Annotated in this window: 13 protein-coding genes, 2 pseudogenes and 1 riboswitch; of the genes and pseudogenes, 8 read left to right on the top strand and 7 right to left on the bottom strand. The window is 70.3% G+C overall.

Going from position 1 to position 16,387, the window contains the following annotated elements:
* Window positions 1-281 precede the first annotated feature (281 nt).
* From cyc1 to RH94_RS42485, 3 genes and pseudogenes are all read left to right on the top strand, one after another.
* Window positions 282-1,373, top strand: a complete 1,092-nt coding sequence (gene cyc1, locus RH94_RS05795; protein ID WP_107428630.1) for an epi-isozizaene synthase — start codon at window positions 282-284, stop codon at window positions 1,371-1,373.
* Window positions 1,370-1,951 (top strand): annotated as a pseudogene (locus RH94_RS42490) (cytochrome P450); the annotation flags it as partial. The gene cyc1 and the pseudogene RH94_RS42490, both read left to right, overlap by 4 nt.
* 2 nt (window positions 1,952-1,953) lie before the next feature.
* A partial coding sequence (locus RH94_RS42485) for a cytochrome P450 (protein WP_234425554.1) occupies window positions 1,954-2,744 on the top strand: 791 nt, incomplete at its 5' end.
* A gap of 23 nt (window positions 2,745-2,767) precedes the next feature.
* On the opposite strand, the gene RH94_RS05785 is transcribed toward RH94_RS42485, so the two are convergent.
* Entirely contained in the window at window positions 2,768-3,733 is a 966-nt protein-coding gene (locus RH94_RS05785) for a helix-turn-helix domain-containing protein (protein WP_073946567.1), read from the bottom strand.
* Window positions 3,734-3,826: 93 nt separating this feature from the next.
* On the opposite strand from RH94_RS05785, the gene RH94_RS05780 reads away from it, so the two are divergent.
* Window positions 3,827-4,078: a hypothetical protein gene (locus RH94_RS05780; RefSeq protein WP_073946600.1), complete on the top strand. Its 252-nt coding sequence runs from the start codon at window positions 3,827-3,829 to the stop codon at window positions 4,076-4,078.
* Here RH94_RS05780 and RH94_RS05775 read toward each other — a convergent pair.
* The 6 genes and pseudogenes from RH94_RS05775 to RH94_RS05750 all read right to left on the bottom strand — a co-directional run bounded on the left by RH94_RS05775 (window position 3,991) and on the right by RH94_RS05750 (window position 11,159).
* Entirely contained in the window at window positions 3,991-5,061 is a 1,071-nt protein-coding gene (locus RH94_RS05775; protein ID WP_073946566.1) for a ribonucleotide-diphosphate reductase subunit beta, read from the bottom strand. The two genes, RH94_RS05780 and RH94_RS05775, sit on opposite strands and share 88 nt — an antisense overlap.
* Window positions 5,061-7,466 carry a ribonucleoside-diphosphate reductase subunit alpha gene (locus RH94_RS05770; RefSeq protein ID WP_073946565.1) on the bottom strand — a complete coding sequence of 802 codons (2,406 nt, stop codon included), beginning with the start codon at window positions 7,464-7,466 and terminating at the stop codon, window positions 5,061-5,063. Before RH94_RS05770 ends, RH94_RS05775 begins: the two co-directional genes overlap by 1 nt.
* Before the next feature lie 122 nt (window positions 7,467-7,588).
* Window positions 7,589-7,725, bottom strand: a riboswitch (cobalamin riboswitch).
* Window positions 7,726-7,796: 71 nt separating this feature from the next.
* Window positions 7,797-8,306, bottom strand: coding sequence for a GNAT family N-acetyltransferase (locus RH94_RS05765; RefSeq protein ID WP_073946564.1), 510 nt, complete (start codon window positions 8,304-8,306; stop codon window positions 7,797-7,799).
* Window positions 8,307-8,381: 75 nt separating this feature from the next.
* The gene (mctP, locus tag RH94_RS05760) at window positions 8,382-9,992 is read right to left on the bottom strand and encodes a monocarboxylate uptake permease MctP (protein ID WP_073946563.1); all 1,611 of its coding nucleotides are present in this window, start codon (window positions 9,990-9,992) and stop codon (window positions 8,382-8,384) included.
* 86 nt (window positions 9,993-10,078) lie between these two features.
* Window positions 10,079-10,321: pseudogene (locus RH94_RS05755) on the bottom strand (DUF3311 domain-containing protein); the annotation flags it as partial.
* A gap of 73 nt (window positions 10,322-10,394) precedes the next feature.
* Entirely contained in the window at window positions 10,395-11,159 is a 765-nt protein-coding gene (locus tag RH94_RS05750) for a GntR family transcriptional regulator (protein WP_073946562.1), read from the bottom strand.
* Between the two features lie 458 nt (window positions 11,160-11,617).
* Here RH94_RS05750 and RH94_RS05745 point away from each other — a divergent pair, with 458 nt between their 5' ends.
* The 4 genes from RH94_RS05745 to RH94_RS05730 all read left to right on the top strand — a co-directional run bounded on the left by RH94_RS05745 (window position 11,618) and on the right by RH94_RS05730 (window position 16,360).
* Window positions 11,618-12,904, top strand: a complete 1,287-nt coding sequence (locus tag RH94_RS05745) for an extracellular solute-binding protein (protein WP_073946561.1) — start codon at window positions 11,618-11,620, stop codon at window positions 12,902-12,904.
* 127 nt (window positions 12,905-13,031) lie between these two features.
* Window positions 13,032-14,018, top strand: coding sequence for a carbohydrate ABC transporter permease (locus RH94_RS05740; protein ID WP_073946560.1), 987 nt, complete (start codon window positions 13,032-13,034; stop codon window positions 14,016-14,018).
* Window positions 14,015-14,866 (top strand): carbohydrate ABC transporter permease, encoded by an 852-nt coding sequence (locus RH94_RS05735; protein ID WP_073946559.1) that lies wholly within the window; start codon window positions 14,015-14,017, stop codon window positions 14,864-14,866. Before RH94_RS05740 ends, RH94_RS05735 begins: the two co-directional genes overlap by 4 nt.
* 9 nt (window positions 14,867-14,875) lie before the next feature.
* On the top strand, window positions 14,876-16,360 hold the full coding sequence (locus RH94_RS05730; RefSeq protein ID WP_073946558.1) for a glycoside hydrolase family 3 protein: 1,485 nt from the start codon (window positions 14,876-14,878) through the stop codon (window positions 16,358-16,360).
* Window positions 16,361-16,387: the final 27 nt, after the last annotated feature.

The raw sequence follows: 16,387 nt of genomic DNA, 5'->3' as shown, positions 1-16,387 counted from the left end.
GGAGCCCGACCGGGCGCCGTCCGTATGCCGTCGTACTGCCCCCGCGCCGTCCTCGCACGTGTGTTGCAGATGTCGCACGCATTCGATCCCTTGTGCGCCTTCGCTGATTCATATTCAGACACACAAGGGGAGATTCTCGGCATCCCGGAATGGTGAGTGAGCCAAATCCGTTCCCAGAGCGGTCAGTTGTGGTGCTGAATGGGAGTACGGGGATACGCGACGGCGTGCGCCCGGCACAACAGAAGGGGCGTACGCCACCGGCGGCTGAGAGGGGTTTGTTCGTGCCAGCTTTCCCGTACAGCACCACAACGGCATCCACACCGACGGCGGTCGCGGTCCCGCCACAACTCGCTCTCCCGGTGATCGAGACCGTGTTTCCCAGGCAGTTGCACGCCTATTGGCCCCAACTCCAGGAGAAGACCCGCGGCTGGCTGCTGGAAAAGCGGCTCATGCCGGCCGACAAGGTCGAGGAACACGCCGACGGCCTGTGCTACACCGACCTCATGGCGGGGTACTACATCGGCGCCCCGGACGAGGTGCTCCAGGCGATAGCGGACTACAGTGCGTGGTTCTTCGTCTGGGACGACCGCCACGACCGCGACATCGTCCACGGCAGGCCCGCCGCCTGGCGACGGCTGCGCAGCGCGCTGCACACGGCCCTGGACTCCCCCCAGGAGCATCTGCGTCATCAGGACGCCCTGGTGGCGGGGCTCGCGGACAGCGTGCTGCGGTTCTACTCGTTCCTGTCGCCGGCGTGGAACGCCCGCTTCGCCCGGCACTTCCACGCGGTGATCGAGGCGTACGACCGGGAGTTCCACAACCGCACCGAGGGCGTGGTGCCCACGGTCGAGGAGTACCTCGCGCTGCGCCGGCTCACCTTCGCGCACTGGATCTGGACCGACCTGCTGGAGCCGAGCGTCGGCTGCGAACTCCCGGACGCCGTCCGGAAGAACCCCGCGTACCGGCGCCCGGCACTGCTCAGCCAGGAATTCGCCGCCTGGTACAACGACCTCTGCTCGCTGCCCAAGGAATTGGCGGGGGACGAGGTGCACAATCTCGGGATCAGTCTCGTCAAACACGACGGACTGACCCTCGAGGAGGCGGTGAGGGAAATGCGCCGGCGCGTCGAGGAATGCGTTTCCGAATTCCTCGTCGCCGAACAGGAGGGATTACGTTTCGCCGACGGCCTCGCGGACGGAACGGTGCGGGGAAAGGAACTGGGCGCCGCCGTGCGGGACTGCCTCGGAAATATGCGGAACTGGTTCAGTTCCGTCTACTGGTTCCACCACGAGTCCGGCCGTTACATGGTCGACAGCTGGGACGACCGGTCCACGCCCCCGTACGTCGACGACGAAGCGGCAGGTGAGAAATGACCGTCGATTCGGTGAATTCCGAAGCCCGGCAGAACACGGAGGAACCGCAGGATCCGCCGGTGGCCGGAGGGGCGGTTCCGCTTCTCGGCCACAGTCTGAAACTGGCCCGCGATCCCCTGGCCTTCATGTGCCGGCTGCGCGACCACGGCGACGTCGTCCGCCTCCGGCTCGGCCCCAAGACGGTGTACGCCGTCACCACCCCCGCCCTCACCGGGGCGGTGGCCCTGAGCCCCGACTACATCATCTCCGGCCCGCTGTGGGAGACCCTGGAGGGCCTGCTCGGCAAGGAGGGCGTGGCCACCGCCAACGGCCCCCTGCACCGCCGCCAGCGCCGCACCGTTCAGCCCGCCTTCCGGCGCGACGCCATCCCCGCCTACGGTCCGGTCATGGAGGAGGAGGCGCACGCGCTGACCGAGCGCTGGAGCTCCGGCCGGCCGGTCGACTGCACCCTGGAGGCCTTCCGGATCGCCGTGCGCGTCTCGGCCCGCTGCCTGCTGCGCGGCCCGTACATGGACGAGCGTGCCGAACGCCTGGGGAGTGCGCTCTCCACCGTCTTCCGCGGCATGTACCGGCGGATGNNTCCTGCCGCTCGGGCCGCTGTACCGGCTGCCGTTTCCGGCCAACCGCGAATTCAACCGCGCGCTGGCCGATTTACATCGCCTTGTTGACGAGATCATCGCCGGACGCCGGGCTTCCGGGCGAAATCCGGACGATTTGCTGACGGCATTGCTGACGGCCGAGGACGACAATGGGGAGCCCATCGGGGAGCAGGAGATCCACGATCAGGTGGTCGCGATACTCACCGCCGGCGGTGAAACGGTGGCCACCACGATCATGTGGCTGCTGCAGACACTTGCGAATCATCCGGAACACGCGGACCGGATCCGCGCCGAGGTCGAATCCGTGACCGGTGGCAAACCGGTCGCATTCGACGACGTCCGCAGGCTCACGCACACCAACAATGTCATCGTGGAGACAATGCGGCTGCGGCCCTCCGTATGGGTATTGACGCGGCGGGCGGTCACCGACACCGAACTCGGCGGCCGGCGCATTCCCGCCGGGGCGGACATCATCTACAGTCCGTACGCCGTCCAGCGGGATCCGCGGTCGTACCCGGACCACCTGGAGTTCGATCCCGACCGCTGGCTTCCGCACCGGGCCAAGGACGTACCGAAACACGCCATGAGCCCGTTCGGCGTGGGCAACCGCAAGTGCCCCGCCGACCACTTCTCCATGGCGCTGCTGAGCCTCTTCACCGCGGCGGTGGCGACGAGGTTCCGCCTGGAGCGGGTCGCCGGGTCGGACGACTCCCCCCGGATCGGCATCACCCTGCGCCCGCGCGGGCTGCTGGTGCGACCGGTGCCGAGGTGACCTGAGCGGGAACGTACGCGTGTTCAGGCGGCCTGCGGACCCCTGAACACGCGCCGGTAGGAGTTCGGGGTGGTGCCCAGCGCGCGGACGAACTGGTGCCGCAGCGCCGCCGCCGTCCCGAACCCCGTCCGGTCCGCGATGACGTCCATCGTCTCGTCCGTCACCTCCAGCAACTCCTGTGCCAGCAGCACGCGTTGACGCAGGACCCAGCGGTACGGGGTCGTGCCCGTCTCCTGCTGGAAGCGGCGGGCGAAGGTCCGCGGGGACATGTGCGCGCGGGCGGCGAGCTGCTCGACGGTGACCTCCTGGTCGAGGTGCTCCTCCAGCCACACCAGCACCTCGCCGACCGTGTCGCACGGGGACTTGGGCAGCGGTCGCTCGATGTACTGCGCCTGCCCGCCGTCCCGGTGCGGAGGCACCACCATCCGCCGGGCGATCTTGTTGGCGACCTCCGGGCCCTGCTCCTTGCGCACGATGTGCAGGCAGGCGTCGATACCCGCCGCGGTCCCGGCCGAGGTGATCACCGGGTCCTCGTCCACGTACAGCACGTCCGGCTCGACGACCGCCCGCGGGAAGCGCCGGGCCAGCTCGTCCGCGTGCCGCCAGTGCACCGCGCAGCGCCGCCCGTCCAGCAGCCCGGCAGCGCCCAGCACGAACACGCCCGAGCAGACGCTGAGCACCCGCGCGCCCCGCTCCACGGCCCGGTTGAGTGCGTCGAGCAGCGCGGGCGGGTAGTCGCGCGAGACGTTCGCGTCCGCGGCCGGCACGGCGATCAGGTCGGCCTCCTCCAGCCGCTCCAGGCCGTACGGCGTCGAGACCGTGAGGCCGGGGACGTGGGTACGCAGTGACGCGCCCTCCGCGGAGGCGACCGCGAAGTCGTACACCGGCAGTTCCTCGTCACTGCGGTCGAGTCCGAAGACCTCGCAGACGACGGCGAGCTCGAAGGGGTGCACTCCGTCCAGCAGAACGGCGGCCACGTTGCTCAGCATGCTGCCAGTGTGCCTCGGCGGTGGCAGGAATTTGAAGGTGTGTGGCAGTCCTGCCACTCACGGTCAGGAGTGTCCGGCGCGACAGTGGTGTTCATGCATACGACACAGCTGCAAGGCCTCGTCTCCATGGTCGCCGTCCTCGGGATCCTGGTCCTCCTGGTGCTGCCGGCGGTGATCGGCATCGTCCACGACCGCCGTATCGACCGCCGGCTCAGGCAGGCCCAGGAGGACCGGGAGTCCCGGGAGGACCGCGACGGTCAGAAGTCCTCGTCCAGGTCGACGGTGCCCTCCACCGCCACCTGGTACGCCGACGGGCGCCGCTCGAAGAAGTTGGTCAGCTCCTGAACGCCCTGGAGCTCCATGAAGGAGAAGGGGTTCTCCGAGCCGTACACGGGGGCGAAGCCGAGGCGGGTGAGGCGCTGGTCGGCGACGCACTCCAGGTACTGCCGCATGGAGTCGGTGTTCATCCCCGGGAGACCGTCACCGCACAGGTCGCGCGCGAACTGGAGCTCGGCCTCGACGGCCTCCCCCAGCATGTCGGTGACCTGCCGCCGCAGCTCGTCGTCGAAGAGGTCCGGCTCCTCCTTGCGGACGGTGTCCACCACGTCGAAGGCGAACGACATGTGCATCGTCTCGTCCCGGAACACCCAGTTGGTGCCGGTGGCCAGCCCGTGCAGCAGGCCCCGGCTGCGGAACCAGTACACGTAGGCGAAGGCGCCGTAGAAGAACAGGCCCTCGATGCACGCGGCGAAGCAGATCAGGTTGAGCAGGAAGCGCCGGCGGTCGGCCCGCGTCTCCAGGCGGTCCAGCTTCTCCACCGAGTCCATCCACGTGAAGCAGAACTCGGCCTTCTCCCGGATGGAGGGGATGTTCTCCACCGCCGCGAAGGCGGCGGCGCGGTCGTCCGGGTCGGGGAGGTAGGTGTCCAGCAGCGTCAGGTAGAACTGGACGTGCACCGCCTCCTCGAACAGCTGCCGGCTCAGGTACAGCCGCGCCTCGGGGGAGTTGATGTGCTTGTAGAGGGTCAGCACCAGGTTGTTGGCGACGATCGAGTCGCCGGTGGCGAAGAACGCGACCAGCCGGCCGATGAGGTGCTGCTCGCCCGGCGTCAGCTTCGCGAGGTCGGCCACGTCCGAGTGGAGGTCGACCTCCTCCACGGTCCAGGTGTTCTTGATGGCGTCCCGGTAGCGCTCGTAGAAGTCCGGGTAGCGCATCGGACGCAGGGTCAGCTCGAAGCCGGGGTCGAGCAGGTTCCGGGAGCGGGTGGTTGTCGCAGTCGGCGCGGAGCGCCGTCCATCAGGGGTGGTGGTCGGGTGACGGGTGGGCATTACTGGCAGGCCTCGCAGGACTCGGGGTTTTCCAGGGAGCAGGCGACGGCGTCCGGTTCGGTCGCCTGCGGTACGGGGGCGGTGGCGCGGCTCTGTGCCCGGGCCGCGCGGGCGATCCGGGTGGCCGGGCGGGAGCGCAGGTAGTACGTCGTCTTCAGGCCCTGCTTCCACGCGTACGCGTACATCGAGGAGAGCTTGCCGATGGTCGGCGTCTCCAGGAACAGGTTCAGGGACTGCGACTGGTCCAGGAACGCGGTGCGGGCCGCCGCCATGTCGATCAGGCCGCGCTGCGGGATCTCCCACGCCGTGCGGTACAGGTTCCGCACGTCCTCGGGGATCCAGGCGAAGTCCTGCACCGAGCCGTTGGCCTCGCGCAGCGCCTCCCGGGTCCGGGCGTCCCAGACGCCGAGCTTCTTCAGGTCGGCCACCAGATAGGAGTTGACCTGCAGGAACTCCCCGGACAGCGTCTCGCGCTTGAACAGGTTGGAGACCTGTGGCTCGATGCACTCGTACGCGCCCGCGATCGAGGCGATGGTGGCGGTCGGGGCGATGGCGAGCAGCAGCGCGTTGCGCATGCCGACGGCGGCGATCCGCTCGCGCAGGGCCGCCCAGCGCTCCGGCCAGGTCAGCTCGACGTCGTAGTGGTCGGGGTGCAGCACGCCCCGGGCCGTACGGGTCTTCTCCCAGGCCGGAAAAGGGCCGATGGGGGTCCCCCCTGCACCGGAGCTTGTCGTAGGTGCTTGGGGGCGCGCGGCGAGGTCGGCGGAGGCCTCGTACGCGGCGAGCATGATCCGCTCGGCGACACGGGTGGACAGGGCCTTCGCCTCCGGGGAGTCGAAGGGCAGCCGCAGCTTGAAGAACACGTCCTGCAGGCCCATGGCGCCCAGGCCCACCGGGCGCCACCGGGCGTTGGACCGGGCCGCCTGCTCGGTCGGGTAGAAGTTGATGTCGACCACGCGGTCCAGGAAGGTGACGGCGGTGCGGACCGCCTCGTCCAGCCGTTCCCAGTCGATGTCCCCGCCGTCGACGAACGCGCCGAGGTTGACCGAGCCCAGGTTGCAGACCGCCGTCTCGCCGTCGTCCGTGACCTCCAGGATCTCCGTGCACAGGTTGGAGGAGTGGATCACGTGGCCCGGCTCGGCCGTCTGGTTGGCGGTGCGGTTGGCGGCGTCCTTGAAGGTCATCCAGCCGTTGCCGGTCTGCGCGAGGGTGCGCATCATGCGGCCGTACAGGTCGCGGGCCGGCATGGTCTTCCTCGCCAGGCCCTTCGCCTCCGCCGCGCGGTACGCGGCGTCGAACTCCCCGCCCCACAGGTCGGTCAGCTCCGGCACGTCCGAGGGGGAGAACAGCGACCACCGCTCGTCGGCGTTCACCCGGCGCATGAACTCGTCCGGGACCCAGTGCGCGAGGTTCAGGTTGTGCGTACGGCGCGCGTCCTCGCCGGTGTTGTCCCGCAGCTCCAGGAACTCCTCGATGTCCGAGTGCCAGGTCTCCAGGTAGACCGCCGCCGCGCCCTTGCGCCGGCCGCCCTGGTTCACGGCGGCCACCGAGGCGTCCAGGGTCTTCAGGAACGGCACGATGCCGTTGGAGTGCCCGTTGGTGCCGCGGATCAGCGAACCGCGCGAGCGGACGCGGGAGTAGGCGATGCCGATGCCGCCGGCGTGCTTGGACAGGCGGGCGACCTGGTGGTAGCGCTCGTAGATCGAGTCCAGCTCGTCCCGGGGGGAGTCCAGCAGGTAGCAGGACGACATCTGGGGGTGCCGGGTGCCGGAGTTGAACAGCGTGGGGGAGGAGGGCAGGTAGTCGAGGCGGCTCATCAGCCCGTACAGCGCGGTGACCTCGTCGAGGGAGCGCACGGTGTCGTCCTGGGCGAGGCCGCTCGCCACCCGCAGCATGAAGTGCTGGGGCGTCTCGATCACCTTGCGGGTGATCGGGTGCCGCAGCAGGTAGCGGCTGTGCAGGGTGCGCAGGCCGAAGTAGCCGAAGCGGTCGTCGGCGGCCGGGTCGACCAGCGCGTCCAGGCGCTCGCCGTGCACGCGCGCGAACGCGGCGGTCCGGTCGGCGATCAGGCCCTCGCGGTGGCCGACGGCGACGGACCCGGTGAACGACGTGACGCCCTGGGAGGCGGCCTCGGCGCGGATGCCGAGGGTCAGCAGCCGGGCGGCCAGCCGCGAGTAGGCGGGGTCCTCGGAGATGAGCCCGGCGGCCGCCTCCGTGGCCAGCTCGCGCAGCTCGGCCTCGTCGGCCCGCGCCGACCGGCCGCGCAGCGCGGCGGCGGCGACCCGGCCGGGGTCGGCGTCGGGAAGGTCGGCGGTCAGCTCGGTCAGGTTCCGCAGCAGCGCGGCGCCGGGACTGTCGGGCTCCGGGGCCGCCGTTGAGGCGGGATCGGCTGGCGCGATGGTCACGTGGGGTCTCCCTCGCTCGGCGCGGGGCCTCGCCGAGGGCAGGGGGCAGCACACGAGCGCACGGGGCGTCGCGTCCACCGGCCCATTCCACGAGGCCCGGACGTCAGGGCACCCGGACCGGACGGCCGGGCGCACTGTCGGCAGGTCCTCGGACTGACGCACGTACACGGCCATGCGGGCATACGTGTACGAGTACACCGTTGCGGGACAGTTCCGGATTCGCACCGGATTCCCCTGCGGCGACAGCGAGCATGAGCATACATGTTGTGCCGGGCAGGGGAGACACCCCCAGATGTTGTGCCGAGTCGGTGTCAGACCGGCAACTCGGCGTCAGCTCAGCGTCAGTTCGTAGGCGAGCAGGGAGATGTCGTCGACGTGCGGCAGCGGCTTCCAGTCCCGCTCGGGCGCGCGGACGAAGCCCAGGCGTTCGTAGATCCGGTGGGCCGCGCGCATGGAGCTCTGGGTCGACAGCACCACGCGCACACAGCCGTCCGCGGCCCGTGCCCGGTCCAGGCAGGCCCGTACGAGCGCCTCGCCGGCGCCCCGGCCGCGTGCCGCGCGCGCGACCGCGAGCATCCGTATCTCGGCCTCGCCCGGACCGGAGATGTCGGCCATGGGACCCCCGGCGGGCACGAAGGTCACGCCGCCGAGCACCTTCCCGTCCGCCACGGCCACCAGCACCTCGGCGGCGGCCGCCCGCTTGGCCACGTCGCGCAGCTCGCCGAGGTACGCGTCGCTCTCCCCGAAGTCGAGGAGCCCGTCCTGGAGATAGGCCTGGGCGGTGATCTCCCCGAGCGTGTCGTACTCGCCGGGCTCGACCGGCCGGATCGCGATGTCCATGGGGGTGAGTGTGCCGCACGGGTACGACAGCGGGCCGCCGGTTCTCCTCCGGCGGCCCGCTGCCGTACCCGCGTCTCAGCGCGAGGCCGCTGCCGTGGCCGGCGGGAGTTCCACCTCCACCCCCGGGTCGCCCGCGTCCGCCGTGTAGTCCTCCGGCCTGGTCTCGTCGACGCCCTCGGGTGCCTTGACCGCCTTCAGGACGACCGTCAGGACCACCACGAACGCCACGTTGACCACGAACGCCGTCAGGCCGATGTAGCCGATCTCGCCGATGCCCGGGATCTCCTTCGCCGAACCGCCGAAGTGCTTCTGCGTCGGCGAGGCGACCCCGTAGGCCGCGACCGTGCCGTAGACCATGCCGGCCGCCCAGCCCGCCAGCAGTGCCCAGCGGTGGAACCAGCGGGTGAACAGGCCGCCGACCAGGGCCGGGAAGGTCTGCAGGATCCAGATGCCCCCGAGCAGCTGGAAGTTGATGGCCACTGTCCGGTCCATGGTCAGGACGAAGGCCAGCGCGCCCACCTTCACCAGCAGGGACACGACCTTGGAGACCTGGGTCTCCTCCCTCGCCGTCGCCTCCGGCCGGATGAAGTCCTTGTAGACGTTGCGGGTGAACAGGTTCGCGGCCGCGATCGACATGATCGCCGCCGGCACCAGCGCACCGATGCCGATCGCCGCGAACGCCACGCCCGCGAACCAGTCCGGGAACATGTTCTCGAACAGCTGCGGAATGGCGAGCTGACCGTTGTCCACCTTCACCCCGGCCGCGACGGCCATGAAGCCCAGCAGGGCGAGCATGCCCAGCATCAGCGAGTACAGCGGCAGGATCGTGGTGTTGCGGCGGATCACCTCACGGCTGCGCGAGGACAGCGTCGCGGTGATCGAGTGCGGGTACATGAACAGCGCGAGCGCGGAGCCCAGGGCCAGCGTGGCGTACGTCCACTGGCCGGCCGGCGCCGGCACCACCCCGCCCGCCCCCGCCCGGGTGAACTTCTCGCCCGCCTTGGCGAACACGTCCTGGAACCCGCCCAGCTTGATCGGGATGTAGATGATCGCCACCGCGACCACGATGTAGATGAGCGAGTCCTTCACGAACGCGATCAGCGCGGGCGCGCGCAGCCCCGACGAGTAGGTGTACGCCGCCAGCACGCCGAAGGCGATCAGCAGCGGCAGGTCCTTCACGAACCAGTGGGTGCTCTCGCCGCCGCCGACGCCCATCACGTCCAGCACCGCCTGGATGCCGACGAGTTGGAGCGCGATGTACGGCATGGTCGCGAGGATGCCGGTGAGCGCCACCGCCAGGGACAGGCTCTTGGAGCCGAACCGGCCGCGGACGAAGTCCGAGGTGGTCACGTACCCGTGCCGGTGGGACACCGACCACAGGCGCGGCAGGAACGTGAAGATCAGCGGGTAGACCAGGATCGTGTACGGCACCGCGAAGAAGCCGGCCGCGCCCGTCGCGTAGACCGCCGCGGGCACGGCCACGAAGGTGTACGCGGTGTAGAGGTCGCCGCCGAGCAGGAACCAGGTGACCCAGGTGCCGAACGACCGGCCGCCCAGGCCCCATTCGTCCAGGCTGTGCTGGTTCTCGGCGCGGCGCCAGCGCGCGGCCAGGAAGCCCATGACGGTGACGAGCACGAAGAAGAAGACGCAGACGCCGAGCGCGACGCCGTTGACGCCGTCCTTCACCGGTCCGCACCCCCGTGCTCGGGTCCGGCGGTCGCGGCGGGCGGGGCGGGCGGGGCGGGCGGATCGCTCACGGCGGGCGGGGCGGCCGCCGCGGTCCGGGTGCGCCGGTCACGCTGCCACAGCCGGTGGGCGACCATGGTCAGGGCCGTGGAGAGGACCACCCACAGCAGTTGGTACCAGTAGAAGAACGGGACGCCGACGAGGACGGGGTCCGTCCTGGCGTAGGAACCCACCCACATCAGCGCCACCAAGGGTGCGACGAGGCAGAGGGCGACGACCACCCGTGCGGGTGTCACCGCCGCTCCGGGGGTGTCCGGGGCATTCGGCATGTGGCGACTCCGTCCCCTCGCTGCTCACCGTTGAGCACGCGTGCCACAAGATGTTCACCCCGTCACAAGATCCTTACTCCTGCGGGCGCTTGAGGCGGGCCACGAATTTGTAGCGGTCCCCGCGGTACACCGACCGCACCCACTCCACCGGCCTGCCCTCCCGGTCCACCGAGTGCCGGGAGAGCAGCAGCATCGGCAGTCCCACGTCGGTGCCGAGCAGGCCCGCCTCGCGCGGAGTGGCCAGCGAGGTCTCGATGGTCTCCTCGGCCTCGGCGAGACGGACGTCGTAGACCTCGGCGAGGGCGGTGTAGAGGGAGGTGTACTTCACCAGGCTGCGGCGCAGCGCCGGGAAGCGCTTGGCCGACAGGTGCGTGGTCTCGATGGCCATGGGCTCGCCGTTGGCCATGCGCAGCCGCTCGATGCGCAGCACGCGTCCGCCGGCGGTGATGTCGAGCAGGTCCGCGAGCCGGTCGTCGGCGGTGATGTAGCCGATGTCGAGGAGCTGCGAGGTCGGTTCCAGGCCCTGGGCGCGCATGTCCTCGGTGTAGGAGGTGAGTTGCAGCGCCTGGGAGACCTTCGGCTTGGCGACGAAGGTGCCCTTGCCCTGGATGCGCTCCAGCCGGCCCTCGACGACGAGTTCCTGCAGGGCCTGCCGCACGGTCGTGCGCGAGGTGTCGAACTCGGCCGCCAGTGTCCGCTCGGGCGGCACCGGCGTACCCGGCGCCTGGGTCTCGGTCATGTCGAGCAGGTGCTTCTTCAGGCGGTAGTACTTGGGCACGCGCGCGGTACGGACACTCGTCCCACCCTCGTTCTCCGCACTGCTGACGTCGGTGCTCATGCTCTGCCTTCCCGGCTCCTGTGCCGAAGCGACCGACATCCATCGGCCACGGCTCACATCGTGGCACGGCTCGGTGCGCGGCGGTGCCCCGCACGCTCCGTGATCTCCTCTGTATACCGTCGTGACCGCGGTTGGTCTAGTCCATCCCCCGGTGCGGGCCCGGTGGTCCAGGCCGGCGGACGCGCCGCGGACGGGAAGCGGCCGCCGGTGGTCCGGGGGCGAGCGCGTCCGTTTGGCCGGGTGAGCAATGAAAGGTCCCTGCATATCGCGGTCCCGTAACGGCCTTCTTGGGCCTGCTTGCACGCCCTTGACAGCCCTATTGGTCTGAGCCAAGCTCCCCCCTACTGGTCTACACCATTGGTCCAGTCCCGGCCCCACGGGCGGTGATGCGCCGACGCTCGTATGTCGCTCAGCCGCGGGGAGGCAGGGGGGTTTGTGGCATCCCTGAGGAGGGTGGCGTGAAGCGCAAGCTGGTTGCCGCGATCGGTATCGCGGGCATGATGGTCTCCATCGCGGCGTGCGGGAGTGACAACGAGGACGGAGGCTCCGGCAAGGGCGGCGCCGACGCCAAGGAGCTGACCGTCTGGCTCACCGTGGACGCGCAGAACAACTGGCCGGAACTGGTCAAGGCCGCCGACGACGCGGTGACGAAGAAGCACCCGGGCCTGAAGATCAAGCACGAGTACTACGGCTGGCCGGACAAGAACACCAAGCTGGACGCCGTTCTCGCCACGGACAAGGCCCCCGACGTGGTCGAGATGGGCAACACCGAGATGCTCGGCTACATGGTCAAGGGCGCCTTCGCCCCCGTCGACCCGGCGAAGTTCAGCGGCTCCGACGCCTGGCTGGACGGCCTGAAGGCCTCGGTGACCTACGACGGCAAGACCTACGGCGTCCCGTACTACGCGGGCGGCCGGGTCGCCAACTGGCGCAAGGACGTGTTCGCCGCGGCCGGCGTGAAGTCCGCGCCGAAGACCTACCAGGAACTCACGGCCGGCCTGGACAAGGTCCAGAAGAAGCAGGGGGACAAGTTCAGCGCCTGGTACCAGCCCACGCGCGACTGGTACGCGGCCATGTCCTTCGTCTACGACGCCGGCGGCTCCATCGCCAAGGAGGAGGGCGGCCGGTGGAAGGCCGATCTCTCCTCGCCCGAGTCCCTCAAGGGGCTCGACGAGTTCAAGAACGTCGTCGGCAAGTACATGCACGGCGACAAGACCAAGGACGAGTCGGACCGTCACATCGTCTACGGCCAGGGCAAGTCCGGCATGATCTTCGGCGCCGCCTGGGAGGGCGCGGCCTCGGCCGCCCCGGAGAACGACAAGACCGGCAAGCTCAAGGACAACAACGAGAACTTCGTGATGCCCGGACCGTCCGGCAAGAACATGCCGGTCTTCCTCGGCGGCTCCGACCTCGCCATCCCGGTGAAGTCCGAGGCACAGGCGCTCGCCGCCGAGTGGATCGACGCCTTCACCGGCCCCTCGGGCCAGAAGGGGCTGATGGGCAAGGGCAACCTGCCCAACAACAAGACCGATCTCGCGACGCTGAAGAACGACCCCGCGACGGCCGTCCCGGCCACCGCGGCCGAGTCCAACTGGTTCGTCCCGATGGCCCCCGGCTGGGGCCAGGTCGAGAAGGCCCAGGTGCTGCAGACCATGCTGCAGAACATCGGCACCGGCAAGAAGTCGGTCGAGGCGGCGGCCAAGGAGGCGGACGCCGCGATCGACAAGGTGATCAACACCAAGTGACCGGAGCGCAGGGCCCTGCCACCGCCGCGGGGCCCTGCTTCTCGTACGACCGTGCGCCGGCCCGTCCGCGCACGGTCGTGCAGGGCTTCGCCTTCGTACGACCTGAGGGACCGCTGAGGAGCGCGCGATGAGTGCCGCAGACACGACCACCCCTGCCAAGGTGCCGCCACCGCGGCCGGCACCGCCACCAGCCGTCCCCGGCCGGCCGCGCGGACAGCGCACCTCCGGCAGGGCCGCGACCCCCTGGCTGCTGCTCGCGCCCTGCCTGCTGGTGCTGACCCTGGTCATGGCGTATCCGCTGGCGCGCCTGGTCACCCTGTCCTTCCAGAAGTTCGGTCAGTCGCAGCTGTGGGGCTTCCAGCCGGCCGAGTGGGTCGGGTTCGCCAACTTCGCCGGTGTGCTGGGCGACGGCGAGTTCTGGGCGGTCGTTCTGCGCACGATCGTCTTCGCCGTCGGCTGCGTGGCCTTCACCATGGTCGTCGGCATGGCGATCGCACTGCTGCTGCAGCGGGTCTCGGCCTGGCTCAAGGTCCTGATCAACATCGTGCTGGTGGCCAGCTGGGGCATGCCCGTCATCGTGGCCACCACCGTCTTCAAGTGGCTCTTCGACTCCGACTACGGCGTCTTCAACGCGCTGCTCAGCCGGTTGCCCGGGGTCGAGATGGTCGGCCACAACTGGTTCGCGAGCGGGCCCGAGGGACTGGCCGTGATCATGCTCCTTGTGGTGTGGGGCGCCGTGCCCTTCGTGGCCATCACGCTCGGCGCGGGCCTGACCCAGGTGCCCAAGGAGCTGGAGGAGGCCGCGCGGCTGGACGGCGCGGGCGCCTGGGGCGTCTTCCGCCATGTCACCCTGCCGGTCCTCAAGCCGATCATCGTGATGCTCACAACCCTGTCGGTGATCTGGGACATGGGCGTCTTCCCGCAGGTGTTCGTGATGCGGGGCGGCCACCCCGAGGCGGAGTTCCAGGTCCTCAACACCTACTCCTACGACCGCGCCTTCGTGGTCAACGACTACGCGCAGGGCTCGGCGATCGCCCTGGTCACCGTGGGGCTGCTGCTCGGCGTGGTCGCCGTCTACATGCGCCAGATGCTGAAGATCGGAGAAGTCGAATGAGCGGGACGAGTACCCTCGCAGCTCCCCGCCGCCGGAGGGCGAGGCTCGGCTGGAACACGCTCGGCCTGCTCGTCTTCGTCACCGCCGGCTTCCCTCTCTACTGGATGCTCAACACGGCGTTCAAGCCGGCCAAGGACGCCATCGACCCCGATCCGAGCCTGCTGCCCACGGGGCTCACCCTGTCGAACTTCCGCCGGGCGCTGGACATCGCCGACTTCTGGGGTTCAGCCGGCCGCAGCCTGGTCGTGTCGCTGTCGGTGGTGGCGATCGGCATGGTCGTCGGCATGCTGGCCGCGCTCGCCATCTCCCGCTTCGCCTTCCGCGGCCGCAAGGTCGTGATCGTGGGCATCCTGGCGGTCCAGATGGTGCCGCTGGTGGCCATGATCATCCCGGTCTTCCTGCTGCTGAACGACCTGAAGCAGTACGACAAGCTCACCGGTCTGATCATCACCTACCTGACCTTCATCCTCCCCTTCACCGTGTGGATGCTGCGCGGTTTCATCGTCAACATCCCCCGGGAGCTGGAGGAGGCCGCCATGGTCGACGGCTGCTCCCGCACCGGGGCGTTCGTCCGGGTCGTCTTCCCCCTGCTGGCCCCCGGCCTGGTCGCCACCTCGGTCTACGGTTTCATCCAGGCCTGGAACGAGTACCTGTACGCCCTGATGCTGCTCAGCCAGGAGCGTCAGACCGCGACCGTCTGGCTCGCCAACTTCACCACCAAGCACGGCACCGAATACGCCCCGATGATGGCCGGCGCCACGATGATGGCCGTACCGATCGTCGTCCTGTTCCTGCTCGTCCAGCGCAAGATGGCCGCGGGTCTGACCGCCGGCGCCGTGAAGGGATAACGCCACCCGATGACGACAATCGCCAGCGGAACCGACACGCTCACCCGCGACGCGCTGACCGTCCTCCAGCCCGGCTTCACCGGCACCACGGCCCCCGACTGGCTGCTGCGCCGCCTCGGCGAGGGCCTGGCCTCGGTCGGCCTGTTCGGCCGCAACATCGCCTCGCCCGGGCAACTGGCCGCACTGACCGCGCGGTTGCGCCAGGAACGGGACGACGTCCTGGTCGCCGTCGACGAGGAGGGCGGCGACGTCACCCGCCTGGAGGTGCGCACCGGCTCCAGCTTCCCCGGCAACCACGCGCTCGGCGCGGTGGACGACGTGGAGCTGACCCGGAGCGTGGCCCTGGAGCTCGGACGGCGGCTCGCGGAGTGCGGCGTCAACCTCAACTGGGCGCCGTCCGCCGACGTCAACTCCAACCCCGGCAACCCGGTCATCGGGGTCCGCTCCTTCGGCGCCGACCCCGGGCTGGTCGCCCGGCACACCGCCGCCTACGTCACCGGCCTGCAGTCCGCGGGCGTCGCCGCCTGCACCAAGCACTTCCCCGGGCACGGGGACACCGCGGTCGACTCCCACCTCGCGCTGCCGCGCATCGACGTGGACCCCGCGGTGCTCCGGGAACGCGACCTCGTGCCGTTCCGCGCGGCGATCGACGCGGGCACCAGCGCCGTGATGAGCGCGCACATCCTGGTCCCCGCGCTGGACCCGGACCGCCCGGCGACCCTGTCCCGCCGGATCCTGACCGATCTCCTGCGCGGCGAACTGGGCTACGAAGGCCTGATCGTCACCGACGGCATGGAGATGCGGGCCATCGCCGGCACCTACGGCATCGAGCGGGGCAGCGTCCTCGCCGTCGCGGCCGGCGCCGACGCGATCTGCGTGGGCGGCGGCCTGGCGGACGACGAGACGGTACGGCGGCTCCGGGACGCCCTCGTCACCGCCGTCCGCGCCGGTGAACTGCCCGAGGAACGGCTGGCGGACGCGGCCGCACGCGTGCGGGCGCTCGCCCGCTCGACGGCGTCCGCGGCCCCGGGGGCTCCCGTCACCGCCGACGAGGAGGTCGGCCTGCGGGCGGCCCGGCGCGCGCTGCGGATCACCGGCGGAGAGAGTTTCACCCCGCTCACCGAGCCGCCCTACGTCGCCGCCCTCACCCCGGTCGCCAACATCGCGGTCGGCGACGAGACCCCCTGGGGCGTGGCCGCCGAGCTCGCCCGTCTCCTGCCGGGCACGGAGACGGGCGGCTTCGCCGGCGAGGGCGCGGGCCGCGCGGCCCTGGAGGCGGCCGGGGAGCGGCGCGTGGTCGCGGTCGTCCGCGACGAGCACCGCCACCCGTGGATGGCCTCCGCCCTCGACACCCTCCTCGCCGCCCGCCCCGACACGATCGTCGTGGAGATGGGTGTCCCGCAGGCCTCCCCCCGGGCCTCCCTCCACATCGCCACCCACGGCGCGGCCCGCGTCTGCGGCCGGGCGGCGGCGGAGGTCATCGCGGGGGCGTAGCCCGGACGACCAGGACGCCGGGCGCCC

Origin of the sequence: Streptomyces kebangsaanensis (assembly GCF_001906585.1) — a bacterium.
Taxonomy (GTDB): Bacteria; Actinomycetota; Actinomycetes; order Streptomycetales; family Streptomycetaceae; genus Streptomyces; species Streptomyces kebangsaanensis.
Note: the sequence above shows the minus strand (reverse complement) of the source record. Positions and strands in the feature narration are given on the sequence as shown.